The organism is Microbacterium ureisolvens (assembly GCF_019511645.1).
Lineage (GTDB): Bacteria > Actinomycetota > Actinomycetes > Actinomycetales > Microbacteriaceae > Microbacterium > Microbacterium ureisolvens_A.
This window is the reverse complement of record NZ_JAEUAX010000002.1, coordinates 458,669-477,979: the sequence shown is the minus strand read 5'-3', so window position 1 is coordinate 477,979 and position 19,311 is coordinate 458,669. Positions and strand designations below refer to the sequence as shown.

20 protein-coding genes are annotated in these 19,311 nt (G+C 71.2%); 10 read left to right on the top strand and 10 right to left on the bottom strand.

All coding sequences use genetic code 11. The annotated features are described in order from the left end of the window. Positions 1-32: 32 nt before the first annotated feature. The 3 genes from JNB61_RS06320 to JNB61_RS06310 form a co-directional block, all read right to left on the bottom strand. The gene (locus JNB61_RS06320) at positions 33-824 is read right to left on the bottom strand and encodes a ZIP family metal transporter (RefSeq protein WP_220339076.1); all 792 of its coding nucleotides are present in this window, start codon (positions 822-824) and stop codon (positions 33-35) included. A gap of 226 nt (positions 825-1,050) precedes the next feature. Further along, positions 1,051-2,160: an ABC transporter permease gene (locus JNB61_RS06315; protein WP_220339075.1), complete on the bottom strand. Its 1,110-nt coding sequence runs from the start codon at positions 2,158-2,160 to the stop codon at positions 1,051-1,053. Then, the gene (locus JNB61_RS06310) at positions 2,157-3,041 is read right to left on the bottom strand and encodes an ABC transporter ATP-binding protein (RefSeq protein ID WP_220339074.1); all 885 of its coding nucleotides are present in this window, start codon (positions 3,039-3,041) and stop codon (positions 2,157-2,159) included. Before JNB61_RS06310 ends, JNB61_RS06315 begins: the two co-directional genes overlap by 4 nt. A 219-nt stretch (positions 3,042-3,260) precedes the next feature. On the opposite strand from JNB61_RS06310, the gene JNB61_RS06305 reads away from it, so the two are divergent. Then, positions 3,261-3,830 (top strand): NADPH-dependent FMN reductase, encoded by a 570-nt coding sequence (locus JNB61_RS06305; protein WP_116195390.1) that lies wholly within the window; start codon positions 3,261-3,263, stop codon positions 3,828-3,830. A gap of 207 nt (positions 3,831-4,037) precedes the next feature. On the opposite strand, the gene JNB61_RS06300 is transcribed toward JNB61_RS06305, so the two are convergent. Together JNB61_RS06300 and JNB61_RS06295 are read right to left on the bottom strand one after the other, a co-directional pair. After that, positions 4,038-4,787: a response regulator gene (locus tag JNB61_RS06300; RefSeq protein WP_220339073.1), complete on the bottom strand. Its 750-nt coding sequence runs from the start codon at positions 4,785-4,787 to the stop codon at positions 4,038-4,040. Beyond that, positions 4,784-6,064, bottom strand: a complete 1,281-nt coding sequence (locus tag JNB61_RS06295) for a sensor histidine kinase (protein WP_220339072.1) — start codon at positions 6,062-6,064, stop codon at positions 4,784-4,786. The genes JNB61_RS06300 and JNB61_RS06295 overlap by 4 nt, the downstream gene beginning before the upstream one ends. A 178-nt stretch (positions 6,065-6,242) precedes the next feature. Here JNB61_RS06295 and JNB61_RS06290 point away from each other — a divergent pair, with 178 nt between their 5' ends. The 3 genes from JNB61_RS06290 to JNB61_RS06280 are packed head-to-tail and all read left to right on the top strand — an operon-like array spanning position 6,243 to position 8,046. After that, positions 6,243-6,680, top strand: coding sequence for a VOC family protein (locus JNB61_RS06290; protein WP_220339071.1), 438 nt, complete (start codon positions 6,243-6,245; stop codon positions 6,678-6,680). Next, the gene (locus tag JNB61_RS06285) at positions 6,681-7,400 is read left to right on the top strand and encodes a winged helix-turn-helix transcriptional regulator (protein WP_220339070.1); all 720 of its coding nucleotides are present in this window, start codon (positions 6,681-6,683) and stop codon (positions 7,398-7,400) included. Positions 7,401-7,428: 28 nt separating this feature from the next. Beyond that, a complete protein-coding gene (locus JNB61_RS06280; RefSeq protein WP_220288741.1) occupies positions 7,429-8,046 on the top strand; it encodes a dihydrofolate reductase family protein in 618 nt (205 codons plus the stop codon). 12 nt (positions 8,047-8,058) lie between these two features. On the opposite strand, the gene JNB61_RS06275 is transcribed toward JNB61_RS06280, so the two are convergent. Continuing rightward, on the bottom strand, positions 8,059-8,898 hold the full coding sequence (locus JNB61_RS06275) for an exodeoxyribonuclease III (protein ID WP_220288742.1): 840 nt from the start codon (positions 8,896-8,898) through the stop codon (positions 8,059-8,061). 217 nt (positions 8,899-9,115) lie between these two features. On the opposite strand from JNB61_RS06275, the gene JNB61_RS06270 reads away from it, so the two are divergent. The 5 genes from JNB61_RS06270 (at position 9,116) to JNB61_RS06250 (ending at position 14,549) form a co-directional block, all read left to right on the top strand. Beyond that, positions 9,116-11,362, top strand: a complete 2,247-nt coding sequence (locus tag JNB61_RS06270; RefSeq protein WP_220339069.1) for a hypothetical protein — start codon at positions 9,116-9,118, stop codon at positions 11,360-11,362. A 165-nt stretch (positions 11,363-11,527) separates the two neighbouring features. After that, complete coding sequence (locus JNB61_RS06265) at positions 11,528-12,307, top strand: hypothetical protein (RefSeq protein ID WP_220339068.1); 780 nt, start codon at positions 11,528-11,530, stop codon at positions 12,305-12,307. A 40-nt stretch (positions 12,308-12,347) separates the two neighbouring features. Continuing rightward, positions 12,348-12,926 (top strand): orotate phosphoribosyltransferase, encoded by a 579-nt coding sequence (gene pyrE, locus JNB61_RS06260; protein ID WP_159841103.1) that lies wholly within the window; start codon positions 12,348-12,350, stop codon positions 12,924-12,926. Positions 12,927-13,060: 134 nt separating this feature from the next. Next, entirely contained in the window at positions 13,061-13,651 is a 591-nt protein-coding gene (locus JNB61_RS06255) for a carboxymuconolactone decarboxylase family protein (RefSeq protein ID WP_220339067.1), read from the top strand. A 10-nt stretch (positions 13,652-13,661) separates the two neighbouring features. After that, on the top strand, positions 13,662-14,549 hold the full coding sequence (locus JNB61_RS06250; protein WP_220288746.1) for an RNA polymerase sigma-70 factor: 888 nt from the start codon (positions 13,662-13,664) through the stop codon (positions 14,547-14,549). Between the two features lie 133 nt (positions 14,550-14,682). Here JNB61_RS06250 and JNB61_RS06245 read toward each other — a convergent pair whose 3' ends face one another. Both JNB61_RS06245 and JNB61_RS06240 read right to left on the bottom strand, forming a co-directional pair. Further along, entirely contained in the window at positions 14,683-15,255 is a 573-nt protein-coding gene (locus tag JNB61_RS06245) for a YdeI/OmpD-associated family protein (RefSeq protein WP_220339066.1), read from the bottom strand. A 217-nt stretch (positions 15,256-15,472) separates the two neighbouring features. After that, on the bottom strand, positions 15,473-16,282 hold the full coding sequence (locus JNB61_RS06240; RefSeq protein ID WP_159841111.1) for an HAD-IIA family hydrolase: 810 nt from the start codon (positions 16,280-16,282) through the stop codon (positions 15,473-15,475). 40 nt (positions 16,283-16,322) lie between these two features. Between JNB61_RS06240 and JNB61_RS06235 the strand changes: the two genes are divergently transcribed. Beyond that, positions 16,323-17,273: an SDR family NAD(P)-dependent oxidoreductase gene (locus JNB61_RS06235; RefSeq protein WP_220339065.1), complete on the top strand. Its 951-nt coding sequence runs from the start codon at positions 16,323-16,325 to the stop codon at positions 17,271-17,273. Here the strand turns inward: JNB61_RS06235 and JNB61_RS06230 are convergent. Continuing rightward, the gene (locus JNB61_RS06230) at positions 17,263-17,898 is read right to left on the bottom strand and encodes a metal-dependent transcriptional regulator (RefSeq protein WP_220288749.1); all 636 of its coding nucleotides are present in this window, start codon (positions 17,896-17,898) and stop codon (positions 17,263-17,265) included. The genes JNB61_RS06235 and JNB61_RS06230 overlap by 11 nt on opposite strands. Before the next feature lie 23 nt (positions 17,899-17,921). Beyond that, positions 17,922-19,235: an Nramp family divalent metal transporter gene (locus JNB61_RS06225; protein WP_223214681.1), complete on the bottom strand. Its 1,314-nt coding sequence runs from the start codon at positions 19,233-19,235 to the stop codon at positions 17,922-17,924. Positions 19,236-19,311 lie beyond the last annotated feature (76 nt).

Sequence of the window (19,311 nt, the reverse complement as noted above, 5' to 3'; positions counted from 1 at the left end):
CCGGCGACGGCGGCGTCTGCCCGTCGTCGCGGTCAGGCGAGCGACAGGACGAACGAGAGGACGAATCCGGCCGCGGTGCTGAGTGCCACCGCGGGTCCGCCGTGTTCGAACGCTTCGGGCATCAGCGTGTCGGCGAGCGACGCGATGACGGCACCCGCCGCGAACGCCAGTGGCAGCGACACGACCGCCGGATCCGTGTCGGCGAGCCACGCGGCGCCTGCCAGCACCGCGAACGTCAGGAGGACGGCGCAGATCGTCCAGAGCCCGATCACCTGGGCCTTCGAGCGGCCTTGCTCGCGCATCGACGCCGCGCCGACCAGCGCCTCGGGAAAGTTCGACACGAAGATCGCCGCCAGCAGCGCGATGCCGCCTGTTCCCTCGGTCAGCGAGATGCCCAGCGCCAGATTCTCGGGCACGCCGTCCAGAGTCACCGCCGCCAACAGCGCCAGCCCCGCGGCCCCTCGGGTGGTCGCGGTCGAGGCGGGGCGCTGTTGAGCAGCGGCATCGGTGTCGAGCTTCGCGCTTCCCCGGTACTCGTCAGCCGGCTTCGCACGTGCGCCCGGTTGCGCCCAGCGGTCGAGCAGAGCGCTCAGCACGGTGAACACGATCGCGCCCACGAAGAGGCCGATGGCCGCCAGCCAGATGCCGCCGCGCTCGTAGGAGTCCTCGAAGAGCTCGAAGCTGAGGGCGGTGATCAGGGCGCCCGCCGCGAAGGCGAGCAGCATGGCGAGAAGCCGTTTCGGAAGCTCGAACCGCACTCCGATCGCGGCGCCGATGACAAGCGCGCTCGACGCCACGGCACCGAACAGCAGAGTGGCCCACATTCCATCCGCTCCTCACCACCGCAACGGTACGACCCAGCCGACGGCCCCGAGCGTGACACCCGGCGCGACGGGCGAGAAGGGCCTTGACGCCGCCGTCAACGACGACATCAGCGGGCCACCGTTCTGAAGCTGCGGCTGGGCGGTTGACTACGTCGACGGCGGAGAACGGATGCTGCGACCCGGCGCAATGCGCTGGGTCGCAGCATCCGGCATCCGGTGTTGCGAGTCAGCCCGCGAGCGCCTCCGAGAGCTTCACGCGGCCGCCCATGCGCAGCAGCGAGTTCTCGTAGATGCGGGCGGCGACGAGGATTGCGGCGACGCACGTCGCGATGAGGATCGCGATCGACAGCAGCGGCTCCCACCACTGCGCCTGGCCGAGGAAGATGCGCATCGGCATGCCGACCGGCGCCGAGAACGGCACGTACGACATGATCGCGAGCACCACCGGGTTGTCGTTGAAGAAGATGACGAGGAAGTACGGCGCCATCACGAGCATCGTCAGCGGCATCGTGGTCGAGCCGATGTCCTCCTGGCGAGACACGATCGAGGCGGCGGCCGCGAACAGCGAGGCCAGCAGGATGAAGCCGAACAGGAAGAAGATCGCGAACCAGGCGATGGGGGCGCCGAGCCCCTGCAGCAGTGCGGTCTGATCGGTCACGGTGAGGCCGATGATCGCGATCGCGGCGAGGATCAGGATCTGTCCCATCGCGAGGACCGTGTTGCCGATCACTTTGCCGGCCAGGAGCGACCGCACCGGGATCGCCGAGATGAGCAGCTCGACCACGCGAGTCTGCTTCTCTTCGACGACGCTCTGCGCGATCGTGCCGCCGAACAGGGACGCGGCCAGCAGGAACACGACGCCGAACCCGACTGCGGCGATGTAGCCGAGCGCGGCGTTGCCCTCCTCGGGGGCGAGCAGCTCGACCGGCGGCACCTGGGCGAGCTGCAGCATCAGCGACGTCGGCGCGGAGGACTCGGCGACGATCGCGAACCCGAGCGGCGACGACGCGTCGCCCACCACGGCCGCATCGACCTCGCCGTCGGTCACGAGCGCCTCGGCGGCGGCGCGGTCCGCAACGTCGGTGACGTCGAGGCCTTCCGCGCCGGCGACGTACTGCTGCGCGTCGGCGGTCACCGCCACCGGTGTGCCGGTGTTGCTCGCCGCCTGGAGGCCGCCCCAGATCACGAGGGCCAGCGCGCCGAGGAACAGGATCGCCGTCGAGATGACGAACGCCTTGCTGCGCAGCTTCGAGCCGATCTCGCGCTCGGCGACGAGCCAGATCGCCTGCCCTGCGCCCAACGCTGTGCCGCCGCGGCGGGGGTCGGTGGTGCTCACTGGATGACCTCCTTGAAGATCTGGGCGAGGGACGGATGCTGCGGCGCGAAGCTCGCGACATCACCCTGTGAGACCGCCCGGCGCAGCACCCGCTGCGCGGTCTCGTCGCTGTCGACGTCGAACACCGCGTAGCCGCCGTCGAAATCCCGCACCTCGACGCCGGGCTCCGCACGCAGCCACCCGGCGTCGCCGGCCGAGACCAGCTCGAAGCGGCGGGTCGAGTGCTGCGCCCGGAGGGCGTCACGGGCCCCGGCCGCGCGGATCGTGCCGCCGGCGATGATCACGAGGTCGTCGCACAGCCGCTCGACGACCTCGAGCTGGTGCGACGAGAACAGCACGGCGGCGCCGGCAACGGCGCGCTGCTGCAGCACGCCGGCCACGACGTCGACCGCGAGCGGGTCGAGCCCCGAGAACGGCTCGTCGAGGATCAGCACCTGCGGGTCGTGCACGAGCGCCGCGGCGATCTGGGCCCGCTGCTGGTTGCCGAGCGAGAGCGTCTCGATGTTGTCGTTCAGTCGCTCGCCGAGTCCCAGCTGCTCGAGCAGAGCGCGGGCGCGGTTCGCAGCATCCGTCTTCGAGAACCCGTGCAGTCGCGCGAGGTAGGTGATGTGCTCGTGCACCTTCATCTTGGGATACAGGCCGCGCTCCTCGGGCATGTAGCCGAAGCGTCGGCGGTCGGAGGCCGTCACCTCGGCGCCGTCGCGGGTGACGGTGCCGGCGTCGCCGGCGAGCACTCCCAGCACGATCCGCATGGTGGTGGTCTTGCCCGCGCCGTTCCCCCCGACGAAGCCCGTCAGCCGGCCGGGGCCCACGTCGAACGACACGTCGTCGAGCACGCGGCGTCCTCCGTAGCTCTTGCCGATACCGCGAAGCTGCAGCATCCCTGTCTCCTCTCGCTTCCCTGCGCCCGACGCTACGCATGCGGGCGCGCTGCGGCCTCCCCCATGGGGCGGATTCGGCAGGATCCGCCGTGCGGGGGAGTGGGCGGATGAGAGAACTTTCATGCACCGGAATAGATCTGCCGCGCATGTGCTTGCATGGATGTGGAACGTCCACGGTGGTCCCCACCGGGGACGCCTTTGCTTTCAAGGAGAACCCACATGACCGAGCGGACCATCGGCTACATCGTCGGCAGCATCTCGTCGACCTCCATCAACCGTCGTCTCGCGAAGGCCCTCGAGCGTCTCGCCCCCGAGGGCACCACCCTCGTCGAGATCCCGATCAAGGACCTCCCCTTCTACTCGCCCGACTTCGACGCCGACTTCCCGCAGGTCGCCCGCGACTTCAAGCAGGCCATCGCCGACGTCGACGGCGTCATCATCATCACGCCCGAGTACAGCCGCTCGATCCCCGGCGTCCTGAAGAACGCGCTCGACTGGTCGGCCCGCCCGTGGGGCCAGGGCTCGTTCGACGGCAAGCCCACCGCCGTCATCGGCACGTCGGGCGGCGGCATCGCCACCGCTGCGGCGCAGCAGCACCTCAAGGCGATCCTCAGCCACTACAACGCCCCGACGCTCGGCCAGCCCGAGGGCTACGTGCAGACCACCCCGGGCCTGTTCACCGAGACCGGCGAGGTCACCAGCGAGCAGACCGCCGACTTCCTCATCGGCTACCTCCAGGCCTTCGGCGCCCTGGTCGACCGCTACGCCGCGGTCCCCGTCGCCGCCTGAGCCTCCCCGGTCGCCCCACCACGGGCCGACACCCCGTTCCAGCACCCCCGGATGCCCCGGACCGGCGCCCCTCGCGGCGCCGGGCCGGGGCATCCGTGTCTCCCGTTGGTTTGGGGCGCGTGCCGACCGGTTGGGGCGGGCGCGGTGCGCCCCGGGCGGACGTCGTGCGCCCGGGACCGGAGCGGTGGATGGGCAGCCGACGGGCCGTCAGGCGAGGCCGTGGCGGTGGGCGTAGACGACCGCCGCGACGCGGTCGCGAGCGCCGAGCTTCTGCAGCAGGTTCGAGACGTGCGTCTTCACGGTGGCCTCGCCGATGTAGAGCCGCTGGGCGATCTCGGCGTTGCTCATCGCCTGCGCCACGAGCCGCAGCACCTCGCCTTCGCGCTCGGTGAGCTCGACCGTGGGCCCGTCCCCCACCATTTCCTGCGAGAGCACAGCTGGTCGCCGAGAGGCAGGGAACGCCCCAACCTCTCGTCCACCAGCCGTACTCTCCCGGTCGAGAGAGGGGGAGGGGCCGGCGGACCAGGCCTCGGTGATGGGCGCGGCGGCGAAGCGGGCGATCACGCGGCGGGTGACCTCAGGGGCGAGCAGCGCGTCGCCGGCGGCGGCGACCCGCACGGCCGAGATGAGCTCCTCTGGGCCGGCGTTCTTCAGGAGGAACCCGCTTGCGCCGGCGGCGAGTGCGTCGAAGAGGTAGTCGTCGCGGTCGAATGTCGTCACGACGACGACCGCCGCCTCCACCGATCCCACGATGCGCCGTGTCGCTTCGAGCCCGTCCATGTCGGGCATCTGCACGTCCATGCAGATCACGTCGGGACGGACATCGGATGCTGCGGCCACCGCCTCGACGCCGGTGGAGGCCTCACCGACCACGGCGATGTCTCCCGCGGACTCGAGGATCATGCGGAAGCCGGCTCGCATCACGGCGTGGTCGTCGACCAGGAGCACGCGGATCACGCGCCGACCGCCTCGGCCGGCACCGCGAGCGGCACGCGCAGCCGCACGAGGAATCCTCCGCGGGCGCGCGGCGCCGCTTCGAGCTCGCCGCCCGAGGCGGCGGCTCGCTCACGCATGCCGACGAGGCCGAGGCCCGGCCGCATCGGTGCGGCGACGGCGCGGCCGGTGTTGACGACCTCGAGCTCGACGGCGTCGGGCGCGTAGCGCAGGCGGACGTCGGCGGAAGCATCCGGTCCGCCGTGGCGGCGTGCGTTCGTCAGCGCCTCCTGGGCCACGCGGTATACGTTCACCTGCACGAGCTCCGGCACATCCACGGCGTCGCCGACGATCGTCAGCGTGGTGGGCAGGCCGTTGTCGTTCGCATGGGCGACGAGATCCGCGAGTGCCGAGAGGTGGACGGTCGACCCGCCCTCGGCGTCGGCGCCGGACGTGCGGAGGGTCTCGAGCAGCTGCCGCAGCTCGACGAGCGCCGAGCGGGCGGACGCCTCGACTCCGAGCAGCGCTCCGCGCGCAGCATCCGGGTCCCGGTCCAGCACGGCGCGGGCGGCGCCGGCCTGCACCCCCATCGCCGAGACGTGGTGCGCCACGACGTCGTGCAGTTCGCGCGCGATGCGCACGCGGTCCAGCGCCACGGCCTGCGCGGCGGTGACCTCGCGCTCCTGCTCGAGCTCGTGCGTGCGCTCCTCGAGTGCGGCGCGCGACATCGCGGCGGCGTACGCGCGGTCACCCATGTAGTACGCGCCGCCGAAGAACCCGGCGTTGACGAGCAGTTGGATGAGCAGCATCGCCGCGAACGGCGAGAAGAGTCCCGCCTTCGACAGCGCCTCGTCGGACGGGTCGATCGCCGACTGGAACATCGTGACGATCAGCCAGACGAACATCGCGACGATCACGCCGACGCGCACCCACATCGCCCGTCGGCGGTCGTCGACCCACGCGCCGACGGTGTACATCGCGATGAACATGGCGATGTTCGAGACGTACAGGTCGGGGATGCGGAATGTCACACCCGCGAAGAACACGAGGGCGATCGCCAGGACGACGACCGCGGGGAAGCGCCGTCGCAGCGCGAGCGGGGCCGTGAGCCCCAGGCTGTAGAGCAGCGCCCACTGCATGCCGGCGTTCGCGTCGTCGCCGTAGACCCCGGCCACCGAGCCCAAGGCGGTGCTGATCACCGCTGCGACGAAGAGGGCGCCGGCGAGCCACACGTCGTTGCGCAGCTCGCCCGCGGTCGGCGCGGGGCGCCGCGCCGGGTGCGCGGAAGGCAGGTCGGACATCCCTCCACGCTACGGGGGGCCCGGGTTCCGCGGCATCCCCCGTGAGACGGAGGCGGAACGGGGAGGCGCGGACCGCAGCATCCGCACAGGCACTTGCTATTGACAAGCTTGCTTGTTTTTTGCAACCATCGTTTCGTCGCCAGTCCGGTCGACGCCCACGGTCACAAGGAGCAAGGCAATGACGCACATCTTCGTCAACATCCCGACGAACGACCTCGAGCGCTCGAAGGCGTACTACACCGCCCTCGGCTGCGAACTGAACCCGCTCTTCACCGACGACAACGCCGCGTGCATCGTGTGGAGCGACCAGATCTTCTTCATGGTGCTCACCCGCGAGTACTTCGCCACGTTCACCGACAAGGAGTTCGCCGACCCCCGGACGCACGCGCAGGTGCTGCTGTCGATCAGCCGCGAGACGCGAGAGGACGTCGACCGGATCATCGAGGCGGGCGTCGCCGCCGGCGGCACCGCACCGGGCGAGCCGCAGGACTTCGGCTTCATGTACGCGCGCGACCTCATCGACCCGGACGGCAACGGCATCCAGTTCATGTGGATGGACCCCGAGGCCGCCGCGAAGGGACCCGAGGCGTTCATGGCGGAGCAGGCGCAGGCCTAGGTGGCGTCCCGCAGCTACGGGCAGTACTGCGGGGTCACGACGGCCGTCGAGCTGATCGGAGAGCGGTGGGCGCTGCTCATCGTCCGCGATCTGCTCGTCGGCCCCCGCCGCTACACCGACCTCAAGCAGGGACTGCCCAAGATCCCGACCAACATCCTCTCCACGCGGCTCAAGGAGCTGCAGGAGGGCGGTGTCGTTCGCCGCGTGCCGCTGCTGCACTGCGGGCTGGTGTACGAGCTGACTCCCTACGGGCGTGAGCTCGAGCCGATCGTGCTCGCGCTCGGCCGGTGGGGCTTCCAGGAGATGGGCGAGCCCCAGCCCGAGGACGTCGTCACGGCGGACTCGCTCACGATGGCGCTGCGCACGGCATTCCGGACGGCTGCTGCGGCCACGCTCCCGCCCGCAGACTATGAGCTGCACGTCGGCGACGTCGTGCTGCGCGTGCAGGTCGACGCGTCGGAGCTGCGCATCGCGCAGATCCAGCCGGCGGGGCGTCCGGTCGATCCCCGGCTCGGAACGCAGGCCTCGACCGCGGGGGAGCCCGACCTGACCTTCGCCGCGGGCCCCGGCATCCGTCGGCTCATCTCGGGCGAGCTGACCCCGGCCGACGCGATCGACCAGGACGTGCTCGCCGTCGTCGCAGGAGACGGAACGCTGCTCGAGCGGTTCGCGCAGACGTTCCACATCCCCCTCGAACCGCGGGTCGCGCTCGTCGCATGAGCGCACCCCGCCATGGAAGGAGGCGGCCATGACCGGTCGCATCTACATCGACCTGTTCACCACCCTCGATGGCGTCGCGCAGGCGCCCGGCGGCCCCGAGGAAGACCCCTCGAACGGATTCCCCTACGGCGGCTGGCAGGCGCCGTTCCCCGACGAGACCATCGGCGCCTCGATCTGGAAGGGGATCTCGGAGCTCGACGCCGTGCTGCTCGGGCGGCGGACCTACGACATCTTCGCCGGCTACTGGCCGCACCAGTCCGGGAAGATCGCCGACGCGCTCAACAGCGCACCGAAGTACGTCGCCTCGCGTGGCCTTCCCCCACTCGACTGGGAGGGATCGTCGCTGCTCGGCATGGATCTCGTCCGCGAAGTGGAGGCGCTGCGCGAGAAGCACGAGAACATCCACGTCATCGGCAGCGTCGACTTCGTGCAGACCCTGCTGAAGGAGCAGCTGTTCGACGTGCTGACGCTGTGGGTGTACCCGGTCGTGCTGGGGCAGGGCAAGAAGGTGTTCCCGGAAGGTGCCCACCCCGCGAACGTCACGCTGCTCGAGCCGGCTGTCAGCGGACCGATGGGCGTGCTGCAGCTGCGGTACGGACCGGCGCCGGGGGTGCCGCAGACGGGTGAGGTGGGTCCCGAGGACTGACCCGGGCTCGCGTCAGAAGATCATCGGGCGATCGTCGTCGTCGGGGCCCTCGAGGTCGAGGTCGACGACGACCGGCACGTGGTCGCTCGGAAGCTCGCCCTTGCGTTCGTCGCGGTGGATGGTCGCCCCCGTGACCGCGTCGGCCAGGGCGTGGGAGCCGAGGATGAAGTCGATCCGCATGCCCTCGTTGCGGGGGAACTTCAGGCGCTTGTAGTCCCAGTAGGTGTAGCCCGTGGGGATGAGCGGTCGCACGACGTCCTGCAGGCCGGCGGTCTCGAACGCGGCGAACGCCTCGCGCTCGGGCGGCGACACGTGCGTCGAGAAACCCGGGACGACGGCCGGGTCGCCGTTGTCGGCATCGGTCGGCGCGATGTTGAAGTCGCCGACGAGGGCGAGCGCGAGGTCGGGGTTCGCGGCGAGCGATTCGGTTGTGTACTGCTGGAGCGCCGACAGCCAGTCGAGCTTGTAGTAGTAGTGCGGGTCGCCGAGCGAGCGGCCGTTCGGAACATAGAGGCTCCACACCTCGACGCCGCCGACGGTCGCGCCCATCGCCCGTGCCTCCTGCGGGGCGTCGGGTCCGTTGTGACCCTTCTCGAAGCCGGGCATGCCCGGGAAGGCGGTGCGCACGTTCGTGAGGGGCTCCCGGCTCGCGATCGCGACGCCGTTCCACTGCGAGAACCCGTACGCCGCGACGTGGAAGCCCGCCTCTTCGAAGCGGTCGAACGGGAACTGGTCGGTCTTGCACTTGATCTCCTGCATCGCGAGCACGTCGATGTGCTCGCGCACCGCGAAATCGACGATGCGGTCGACCCGCGCGCGGATCGAGTTGACGTTCCAGGTGGCCAGGCGCATGGGATCAAGCCTAGGTGGGGCGGCGGACGTCGAACGGACGGGACGGATGCTGCGAGCCCTGGCGTATCAGCCCTCCTCGGCGCATTCTCCTTCCTGTCAGCGGCCGCGTCCGCGGTCGGGAAAGCGAGAACCCACCATGGAACACGACTGCGGCTGCGGGCACGCTGCCCACGCCGGGCAGGACTCGGCGCCTCTCGAGTTCAGTGCTGACGGAGAGGTGATCCTCCCTGATCCGATCATCCGCCCCGAGGTCCTCACCCGCGCGTGCCCCCTCGGCGCGCTCGACGGATCCTGGCTGCTCGAGCTTCAACGGCGCACCGTGTTCGGCCCCGAGGTGCGCGGCGCGATGCGCATCGAGGTCGGCACGTCGTCGCTGCGCGTCTCGGGCGACATGTACTCGCGCCGGGTCTTCCCGCCTGTCGTCATCCCCGAGTTCGAGGTGCAGCGTCCGTTCCCCATCCCGGGGCCGGGACCCGAGCCGTTCGGCGGGCCGGGACCGATCCCCGGACCGGACCCGGCGCCCTTCGGCGGCGACGCCGATGCCGACTCCGCCGAGCGGAGCTCCGGGGCTCAGGACGAGCCCCCGGTGCTCTCCGAGTTCCCGGCGTTCGACCTGCGCTGGTACCCGGCGTTCCCGGCATCCCAGTACTCCTGGTACTTCCGCTCCAACGGCGCGACATACGCCGACGGCACGCTGACGGTGCAGATCGTGCGGCACCTGTGGAACCGCACGACCCAGGAGTTCGTCTCGACCGACACCGGCACGCTGGTGCTCCGCTGCCGCCGGCCGCTCGTCGTGACGACGGCGTCCAGCATCCTGAATCCGGCTCAGCGGATGACGGGAACGCTGTCGATCGGCGGCACCGTCACGAACGTCACGGCGACCAAGACGTCGCCGATGTATCGCGGCTGCCGGATCGAGGTCGACGCGATGGTGAACCGCGCGTTCCCGGCATCCGCCACGATCGGATCCGGTGCGGCGGCCACGGTGCGCTCGGTCTACGCGACGGCCGGGTGGGACGTCACGGTCGTGACGGACGAGATCGCCGTGCCGGACGACGCCGACCTCACCAACGCCGAGCTGGCGACGCTCATGACCGGGCATCGTCAGGTCGTGAGTGGCGAGCAGTGGCGACTGTGGCTGTTCATCGGATCGTCGCAGGGCGGGCTGTTCGGGATCATGTTCGACGACGACACCGTGCCCCGCGAGGGCGCCGCCGGATTCGCCGACGTCGAGCTGGGCGACGACTCGTTCATCGCGGCGGCGGCGCGGGGCCGACCGCTCGACGAGGTTCCGGCCGCGTTCCTGCGCACACTGGTGCACGAGGCGGGCCACGCGTTCAACCTCTGGCACCCGAAGCACGACGTCCACAACCCGGGCATCGGCACCGAGATCATGAACCAGACGGGCGACGTCATGGGCTTCGCGACCGTCGCGAACCCGTATCCGGGCAACGCGGCGTTCGTGTTCTCGGACCACGACCGCACGTCGCTCATCCACTCGCCCGACCCGCAGGTGCGGCCCGGCTGGAAGAACTTCGGCTGGGGGCACGGCAGCCTCTCGGCAGGTCTGCCGTCACCGGTCGACGTCGCAGGTCTCGCGGGCGACACCGGCGACGACGCGCTGGAGCTGACCGTCGCGATGCCCGCGCAGGCGTTCGTCGGCGAGTACGTCACCGCCGAGGTCGTGCTCACCAACGTGTCGGACCAGCCGCGCACGGTCACGACGCTGATCAACCTGTCGGAGGGCGACCTCGTCTTCCTGCACACGCCGCCCGACCGCTCGCTGGAGCACCTCGTCGACGTGGCGATCGGCTGCGGTCCGCGGCCGACCACGGTGCTGCAGCCGGGGGAGTCCATCCGGGGCCACGTCCAGGTGTTCTTCACCAACCAGGGCGTGACCTTCACCGAGCCCGGACGCCACACGGTCGCCGCGCAGCTCGAGGTCGATCCGGTGACGACCGTGCGATCGGCGCCGGTGACGGTCGATGTGCGCGGCCCCGCCTCCGATGCGGAGGTCGACATCAGCGCGAAGACGCTCACGCCGGGAGTCGGTCGGGCGATCGCCCTGGGTGATTTCGCGACGGATGCTGCGGCCCGAGCCGTGCTCACCGACCTGGCCGAGCAGCACAGCGACACCGATACGGGTGCAGCAGGGGCCCTGGTGCTCGCCAATGCGCTCGCGCGCTCGTTCACCGATGTGCGCGCCCGCGGCGTGCGGGATGCGGCCCCCGACGAGGCGGCGCACTTCCTCGAGCTGGCGCTGCAGGGCCGTTCCCCCGAGCGGGTGGCGGCGCTGGCCGTGACCGTCGCGAGCCCGACCGAGAAGAACGCGCCGGTCGTCGCCGACACGATTGCGGCGCTCAGGTCGCGCACGAAGGGCGGCGCGCGGTCGGCTGCCGGCAAGGACGTCGCCGCGGCCGAGAGGATCGCGGAGGACTTCGTCCGTCCGCAGGCACGCTGACCGGGGCCGCTCCCGACTCGTCGAGCAGCGCTTCGCGAGAGTCGATGCCGCTGGCTCGGGGGTCGCAACACGCGGGTCGGCCGGGTCGATCCGCGTGCTTGCGGCCCGCGAACCGCGCCCCGAGGCTGGGATGACAGAACGGCAGGCGGGAGCGAGGATCGACAGGTGACGTCTGACGCGCACGGCGGCGGTGGGCTGGAGCTGCGGCTCCGGCCGGTCGCGGCGTCCGTCCCGCTCGACCGGATCGCCTTCGGCGAGGTCGAGCTGGTCGCCGTCGGCGACGCACCGGGGCCGGTGAGCGCACGGCTGAACATCGTCGAGGGAGACCTCGAGATCTCGGTCACGCCCGCCGGCGGCACGCCCGTGCGCGCGGCGTGGCCGTGGCCCGTCGACTCGGCGCCGCGCTCGCTCGTGCTGGCGCCGGGAGAGCGCCTCGTCGCCTGCGTGCCGCTGCTCGCGGCGGGGAGCGTTCCGTTGTTCCCGGTGCCGGGGCGCTACGAGCTCCTCGCGCGCTTCGCCGCGCGGCCGGGGCTGACGCTCGAGTCGAACCCGGTCGCGCTGGTGCGTACGGCTGCTCACGACGCCGCGCTCGCCGCCGGGCTCGGCGATCGGGATGTGCTGCAGAGCCTGCTGGGCGCAGGAGTGATCGGCGCGGCCTCGCCGAAGCTGGAGCAGTTGGCCGCTTCCTCGGATGCCGGCACCGCCGCAGCGGCGAACCTCGCGCTCGGCCGGACTGATGCGCTCGCGGAAGCGGCCGACGATCCTGCGGTGGCGCGTGCCGTTGCGGCGCTCCTGCCGCCGGGCGCCACCGGTCCGGACGAACGGCGCGACGCGGTGGTGCCGCGCGCCGGCGCCCGCGACGCCGCCGTGCTGAGTGGAAAGCCCCTCGGGGAAGAGGCGCAACGGGCGGTGCCCGAACCTCAGCGGTGGGACGGCCGCGAATGAGCGGATGGGCTGAGGGCGCAGCATCCGTAAAATCGAGGGCATGACCGTCGCCTCCACGCCCGAGCTCGAAGCAGACCGCCAGTACCTGATCGCGCTGATCCAGGACGAGGCGGTCTTCCACGGGGACTTCACCCTCTCGAGCGGCAAGAAGGCGACGTACTACGTCGATATGCGCAAGCTGACGCTCGACCACCGCGCGGCACCGTCGATCGGCCGCATCATGCTCGACCTCATCCGCGACGTCGACGGCATCATCGCGGTCGGCGGGCTCACGCTCGGTGCCGACCCGATCGCGAACGCCGTGATGCACGAGTCCGCGCGCACCCACAAGCCGCTCGACGCGTTCGTCGTGCGCAAGGAGCCCAAGGACCACGGCCGCGGACGCCAGGTGGAGGGAGCGGATGTCGCGGGCAAGCGTGTCGTCGTCGTCGAAGACACCTCGACCACCGGCCAGTCGGCGCTGAAGGCCGTCGAGGCGCTGCGGCGCGAGGGTGCCGAACCGGTCGCCGTCGCCGTCATCGTGGACCGCAAGACCGGCGCGCAGGCGGCCGTCGAGGCCGAGGGCCTGCAATGGCTTGCGGCGATCGACCTCGACGACCTGGGCCTGGACCCCCAGTAGGCCACCCCGATCGGCGGCGGGCTCAACTGCAGGAAACTGCAGCGCTCGCGACGACTTCTGCGGCCGATGTCACACGAGGGCGATGGCCGGTGTCTCCATGTCGAAGGACTCGTTCCCACGACACGGAGGAAGACATGAGCAGCGAGACCCGCATCCCCACGGCCGAGGTCACCGGCGTCTACGGCGCCCTGATCAAGGTCGCCGCCAAGAAGATGGTGGGCCGCGTGCCCGACTCGATCGGCGTGCTGTGGCACCACCCCGGAGTCTTGAAGGACTCGATGGGCATCGGCCGCAAGGTCGAGGGCTGGCACGAGCTCGACCCGAGTCTCGCGACCTTCGCTGCGATGGCGTCGGCGGCGACCATCGGCTGCAGCTTCTGCCTCGATTTCAACTACTTCATGTCGCGCGACCGGCAGGTGGACGCGGCGAAGGTGCGCGAGGTGCCGCGCTGGCGCGAGTCGACGGTGTTCACGCCGCTCGAGCGCCGCGTGATGGAGTACGCCGAGGCGGCGAGTCAGACGCCTCCCGCGGTCACTGACGAGCTTTCGGACGCTCTCCTCGCCGACCTCGGCCCCGCCGGCCTCGTGGAGCTGGCGGCGCGCGTCGCGTTCATGAACATGTCTGCGCGGATGAACATCGCGCTGGGCATCCGATCCGAGCACTTCGCGGATGCGTGCGGTCTGCCGCCGCTCGCGACCCGGCCCGCCGTCGGCGCCTCCGCGTAGGCTCGCGGCCATGAGCATCGCCGACGTCGACGATCCTTTCGTCACGCACCGGAGCCTGCTGTTCACCGTCGCCTACGAGATGCTCGGCTCGGCGGCGGACGCCGAGGACGTGCTGCAGGAGTCGTGGCTGCGGTGGGCGGCGGTCGACCGCGACACCGTGCAGGAGCCGCGCGCCTACCTCGTGCGCATCGTCACGCGGCAGGCGCTGAATCACCTGCGCGCGGTGTCGCGGCGTCGTGAGGAGTACGTCGGCGAGTGGCTCCCCGAGCCGCTGCTGACGAGCCCCGACGTGGCCGAAGACGTCGAGCTGGCCGAGAACCTCTCGATCGCGATGCTCACGGTGCTCGAGACGCTGGGACCCGCCGAGCGGGCGGTGTTCGTGCTCCGCGAGGTGTTCGACGTGCCGTATGACGAGATCGCGGATGCCGTGGGCAAGACCCCTGCGGCGGTGCGGCAGATCGCCCACCGGGCGAAGGACCACGTCGCAGCGCGCCGGCCTCGTGTCGCGGTCGGGCCCACCGAGCACGAGGAGGTCGTGGAGCGCCTGGTCGTCGCGCTCAACAGCGGCGACCTGCAGGGGCTCATGGACGTGCTCGCGCCCGACGTCGTCTCGGTCGCCGACGGCGGCGGCAAGGTCCGCGGGGCGGCCCGCCGGCCGATCGTCGGCGCCGAGAAGCTCGCGCGCTACCTCGTCGGCGGCATGGCGAAGGTCGAGGGCGAACTCGTGGCGTCGTCGACATGGGTCAACGGCCAGCCGGGGGTGCGCATGGAGCTCGACGGCGTGCTCGTCGGCGTCGTGAGCCTCACCGTCGTGGACGGGCGGATCACGCAGGTGTACTCGATCGCCAACCCGGAGAAGCTCGGCCGGGTGGACGAGGAAGCGGTGGTCGCCCGCTGAGTCGTCGCGCCCGGCGCCGGCACTCAGTCGCGCTTGCCGCGGCCGCGCCACCACTGCCAGATGAGGACGGTGAGCGTTCCCAGCGTGATGATCGCGGCGGTCAGGAGGAGGAGCGTCTGCTCGGTCTCGGAGATCACGGGCGCTTCCCTTCGGCGGCATCCGCCACGATCTTCGCGACGCGCGCGGCCCGCGTATCGGCGCGCCGCGCCATGTCGACGTTCGAGATGCCGAGCTTGCGGCTCGACGGCGGAAAGGCGTCCCAGGCGGTGCGCGCGGCGGGTACCGCATCGAGCGCCGCCGCGAGGTCGTCGGGCTCGCGCAGCGCCTCGGCGTTGTCGAGCACGGTCCACGCGCCGTTCGCCTTGGCGACCTCGACGGCGCGATAGCCGGCCTCGGTCATCAGGCCGGCCTCTTCGAGCTGGACGAGGCGCGCCTTGTTGGTCGCGGCCCAGCCGCTCGTCGCACGCCGCGGCGCGAACCACAGGCCGCCGCGCTCGTCGTCGAACGAACGGACCGGACCGTCGATCCACCCGAAGCACAGCGCCTGCAGGATCGCGTCCTCGTAGCCGATGACCTCGAGCCCCGAGCCCGGTCGGGCACGCACGAGCCACGCCCCCTTGGAGGTGCGATGGTTCTCCTCGAGCCACGAACGCCAGGCCGCAGCATCCGTCACTTCGACCATCTCGCCGTCGTCGAGCGCTCCCATGATCGCGACCCTACCGGGAGCCTCCGACCTCCCGCACGGCGGCGCATGCCGTCGGCCGCACCAGGCCCCGCGCCGCAGCGTCCGTCGCCTCATTTGAGGTCGTGAGCCGAGGTGAGGGCCCCGCACGACGTGTCGGTCCGCATCTCGGCGCCGATCCTCAATTGAGGACAGGCAGCCGCAGGGATGCTGCGGGCGCGGCGGCCTGCGGGAGCTCGCGCTACAGCAGCTGGGCGTCCTCCGACTCGACGGGTTCGTGGTCGAGGAGGTCGGCGACGGAGTTCAGCATCTCGTCGGGGCGGAAGGGGTAGCGCTGGATCTCGACGGCGTCGCTGATGCCGGTGAGCACGAGCACGGTGTGCAGGCCCGCCTCGATGCCGGCGACGACGTCGGTGTCCATCCGGTCGCCGATCATGCCGGTGTTCTCGGAGTGCGCGCCGAGCCGGTTCATCGCGGAGCGGAACATCATGGGGTTCGGCTTGCCGATGACGTACGGCTCCATGCCGGTCGCCTTGGTGATGAGCGCGGAGATGGCGCCGGTGGCCGGCAGCACGCCTTCGGTCGAGGGGCCGGTGGCGTCGGGGTTGGTCGCGATGAAGCGCGCACCGGCATTGATGAAGCGGATCGCCTTGGTGATCGCCTCGAACGAGTAGTTGCGGGTCTCGCCGACGACGACGTAGTCGGGGTCGGTCTCGGTCATGATGAAGCCGGCCTCGTGGAGGGCGGTCGTCAGGCCCGCTTCGCCGATGACGAAGGCCGAGCCGCCGGGCATCTGCGACTTGAGGAAGTCGGCGGTGGCCAGGGCGGAGGTCCAGATGGACTCCTCCGGCACGATGAGGCCCGAGGCCCGCAGCCGGGCGGACAGATCGCGCGGCGTGAAGATCGAGTTGTTGGTGAGCACCAGGAACGGCACCCCCTGATCGCGCCATTGCTGGAGCAGGTCGGATGCCCCGGGGATGGGGGTGTTCTCGTGGACCAGCACGCCGTCCATGTCGGTGAGCCAGCATTCGATGTCCGCGCGGGTCCGCATGCGTCCAGACTAGGTGCCAGGCAGGCGTAGGGTCGTTCCCGTGACGTGGGACCCCCGGACCCTCCCAGACCTGTCCGGACGCGTGTACCTCGTGACCGGATCCAATGCCGGCCTCGGATACTTCGCCTCCGAGCAGCTCGTGCGCGCCGGTGCCCACGTGCTCATGTCGGCGCGCCATCCGAACCGGCTCTCGGCCGCCCGTGCGGCCATCAGGCGGCGGGTTCCGGATGCTGCACCCGACGCGACCGAGCCGCTCATCCTCGACACCTCCAACCTCGCCTCGGTGCGCTCCGCCGCCGCGAGCGTCCGCGGCAAGGGAGCCCTCGACGGCGTGCTGCTCAATGCCGGGATCGTCCACGCGCCGAAGACCCGCGAGACCACGATCGACGGTCACGAGGTCGTGTTCGCCACCAACGCCCTCGGCCACTACGCGCTGGCCGGCGAGCTCCTGCCCGCCCTCGCCGAGGCCGCCGGCCGGATGGTCTGGGTCGGGAGCATGTCGACCTCTCTCACGCCCTACGACCCCGTGGATCCCCAGCTCGTCGACGGGTACACCCCCTGGCGTGCCTATGTGCAGTCGAAGGTCGCGACGACGGCGCTCGGCTTCGAGGCCGACCGGCGCCTGCGCGCTGCCGGCATCCCGGTCGCGAGCGTCGTCGCCCACCCCGGCTACTCGACCGGGGGCCGCACGCCCGGCATCGCGGGCGTGAACGAGCCCTCGCGCGCCAAGCGCTTCCGTGACAACCTGCAGGCGGCGATGGCGCAGTCGAAGGAGCACGGCGCCTGGCCGCTCGTGCGGGCGCTCACCGACCCGGGCATCGAGGGCGGCGAGTTCTGGGGCCCGCGCACCGGCTCGCGCGGCGAGCCGCGCAAGCAGACCGCGTCGAAGGTCACCCGCGACCCGGTGGTCGGCGCCCGCCTGTGGGCCGTCGCCGAGACCGCCACGGGCGTGCGCTGGCCGTTCGAGATGGCCGCGCGCGTCAGGCGCTGAGCCAGACGGCGTCGGCAGCCGCCTCGGGCAGCGACACCGCGGCGCCGTCGATGCGGAGGGCCGCAGCATCCGTCACCGTCACCGTCGCCCCGACGGATACGCCGGCCGACTCGACGGCCCTCAGCAGCTCGGGATCGCGGTCGCTCACGCGCAGCACCCGCCCGACGTGCCCCGCGGGCGCCTGGGCGAGCAGCACGAACGCCTCGCGGTGCACGTGGCCCGACGCATCGGGGATCGCATCGCCGTGCGGGTCGAACCGGGGGCGTCCGAGCCGCTCGTCGATGCCTTCGAGCAGCCGGTCGCTGATCGCGTGCTCGAGCACCTCGGCCTCGTCGTGCACCTCGTCCCACGCGTAGCCGAACTCGCGGACGAGCCAGGTCTCGATGAGGCGGTGGCGCCGGATGATCGCCGCCGCCCGCCGCTCTCCGGCCTCGCTGAGCGACACCGGGCCGTAGGGGCGATGCGTCACGAGACCCTGCGCCGCGAGCTTCTGCACCATCTCGGTGACGCTCGACGGCGCGAGGCCGAGCTCGGCGGCCAGCTGCGACGGCGTGATGCGATCGTCCTGCCACTCGGTGTGGTGGTAGATCGTCTTCAGGTAGTCGTCGATCGCAGGGGAGGCCACGATTTCAGGGTACCGGGCGGCCCTCACGCCCCCGTCAGCACGAGGTACAGCAGCACCCCGTTGAGGGCGATGAGGAAGACGGATGCTGCAACCCCCGCGATCGTCGTCCACACCCGGTTGCGGTACCCGCCGAGCACGTCTCGGTTCGCCGTGAGCGCGACCAGCGGGATGAGCGCGAACGGGATGCCGAACGACAGCACCACCTGGCTCAGCACCAGCGCGAGCGTCGGGTCGAACCCGACCGCCAGGATCGCGAGCGCCGGGATCAGCGTGACCAGCCGGCGCGCGAGCAGCGGGACGCGGATGTGCAGCAGGCCGTGCATGATCTCGGCGCCGGCGTACGCGCCGACCGATGTGCTGGCCAGTCCGCTCGCAAGCAGGCCGACGGCGAACAGGGTCGCGACGAGCGGACCGAGCCCCGCGTACAGCGCCGCGTAGGCGCCCTCGAGCGAGTCGGTGCCCGGCACCCCCGCCAGGTTCGCCGCCGCGAGCAGCAGGATGCAGAGGTTCACCGTGCCCGCGATCAGCATCGCGATGGTGACGTCCCACTTCGTCGCACGCAGGAGGCGACGGGTGGAGATGCCGCGCAGCTCGGCCAGCGTCGGGTCTGCGGGAGCTCCGATCGGGGCATCCGCAGCGCGGGAGCCGCGCGGCACCAGCCGGTCGCCGCCGAGCGCGACGCCGGACGTCGCCGGTGCCGGGGCGAAGCGGTCGCGCGCCAGGGCGCTGTGCGCGTAGATGGCATGGGGCATGATCGTCGCGCCGAGGATCGATGCCGCCAGCAGCACCGAGTCGGTGCCCTCGAACCGCGGCACCAGGCCCGCGACCACGCTCGCGCCGTCGGGCGGTGCGACGAAGACGCCGAACGAGAACCCGATCGCGATGATGGCGAGCAGGCCGATGACGACGAACTCGAACGTGCGCGGACCCCGCCGCGACTGGATGAGGAGGAGGGCGATCGACACGGTGCCGGTGATCACGCCGCCCCACAGCAGCGGGATGCCGAACAGCAGGTTGAGGGCGACCGCTCCGCCGATCACCTCGGCGATGTCGGTCGCCATGGCGACGAGCTCGGCCTGCAGCCAGTACGCGCGCCGTCCCCAGCGATTGCCGATACGGCGGCCCAGGGTCTCGGGCAGGCTCCGCCCGGTGACGATGCCGAGCTTGGCCGACAGGTACTGGATGAGCCACGCCATGATGTTGCCGAGCACGACGACCCACACGAGCAGGTAGCCGTAGCGGGCGCCGGCCGTCATGTTGCTCGCGACATTGCCGGGATCGAGGTACGCGACCCCCGCGACGAGCGCGGGGCCGATCAGCCACGCGAGGCGCGGCATCGACAGGCGTCGACTTTGGAGCGGCGTCTGCGTGCTGACATCCTCGGCAGTTTTCGGCATACCGAAAAGCTACCGT

Coding starts and splice junctions, on each gene's coding strand:
- JNB61_RS06275 (WP_220288742.1), bottom strand. CDS start 8,898: ATGCGCCTGGCCACCTGGAACGTCAACTCGATCCGCGCGCGGGTCGAC.
- JNB61_RS06310 (WP_220339074.1), bottom strand. CDS start 3,041: ATGCTGCAGCTTCGCGGTATCGGCAAGAGCTACGGAGGACGCCGCGTG.
- JNB61_RS06320 (WP_220339076.1), bottom strand. CDS start 824: ATGTGGGCCACTCTGCTGTTCGGTGCCGTGGCGTCGAGCGCGCTTGTC.
- JNB61_RS06245 (WP_220339066.1), bottom strand. CDS start 15,255: ATGGGAGCGCTCGACGACGGCGAGATGGTCGAAGTGACGGATGCTGCG.
- JNB61_RS06250 (WP_220288746.1), top strand. CDS start 13,662: ATGAGCATCGCCGACGTCGACGATCCTTTCGTCACGCACCGGAGCCTG.
- JNB61_RS06225 (WP_223214681.1), bottom strand. CDS start 19,235: ATGCCGCGCCTCGCGTGGCTGATCGGCCCCGCGCTCGTCGCGGGGGTC.
- JNB61_RS06290 (WP_220339071.1), top strand. CDS start 6,243: ATGACGCACATCTTCGTCAACATCCCGACGAACGACCTCGAGCGCTCG.
- pyrE (WP_159841103.1), top strand. CDS start 12,348: ATGACCGTCGCCTCCACGCCCGAGCTCGAAGCAGACCGCCAGTACCTG.
- JNB61_RS06240 (WP_159841111.1), bottom strand. CDS start 16,282: ATGCGGACCCGCGCGGACATCGAATGCTGGCTCACCGACATGGACGGC.
- JNB61_RS06280 (WP_220288741.1), top strand. CDS start 7,429: ATGACCGGTCGCATCTACATCGACCTGTTCACCACCCTCGATGGCGTC.
- JNB61_RS06295 (WP_220339072.1), bottom strand. CDS start 6,064: ATGTCCGACCTGCCTTCCGCGCACCCGGCGCGGCGCCCCGCGCCGACC.
- JNB61_RS06305 (WP_116195390.1), top strand. CDS start 3,261: ATGACCGAGCGGACCATCGGCTACATCGTCGGCAGCATCTCGTCGACC.
- JNB61_RS06255 (WP_220339067.1), top strand. CDS start 13,061: ATGAGCAGCGAGACCCGCATCCCCACGGCCGAGGTCACCGGCGTCTAC.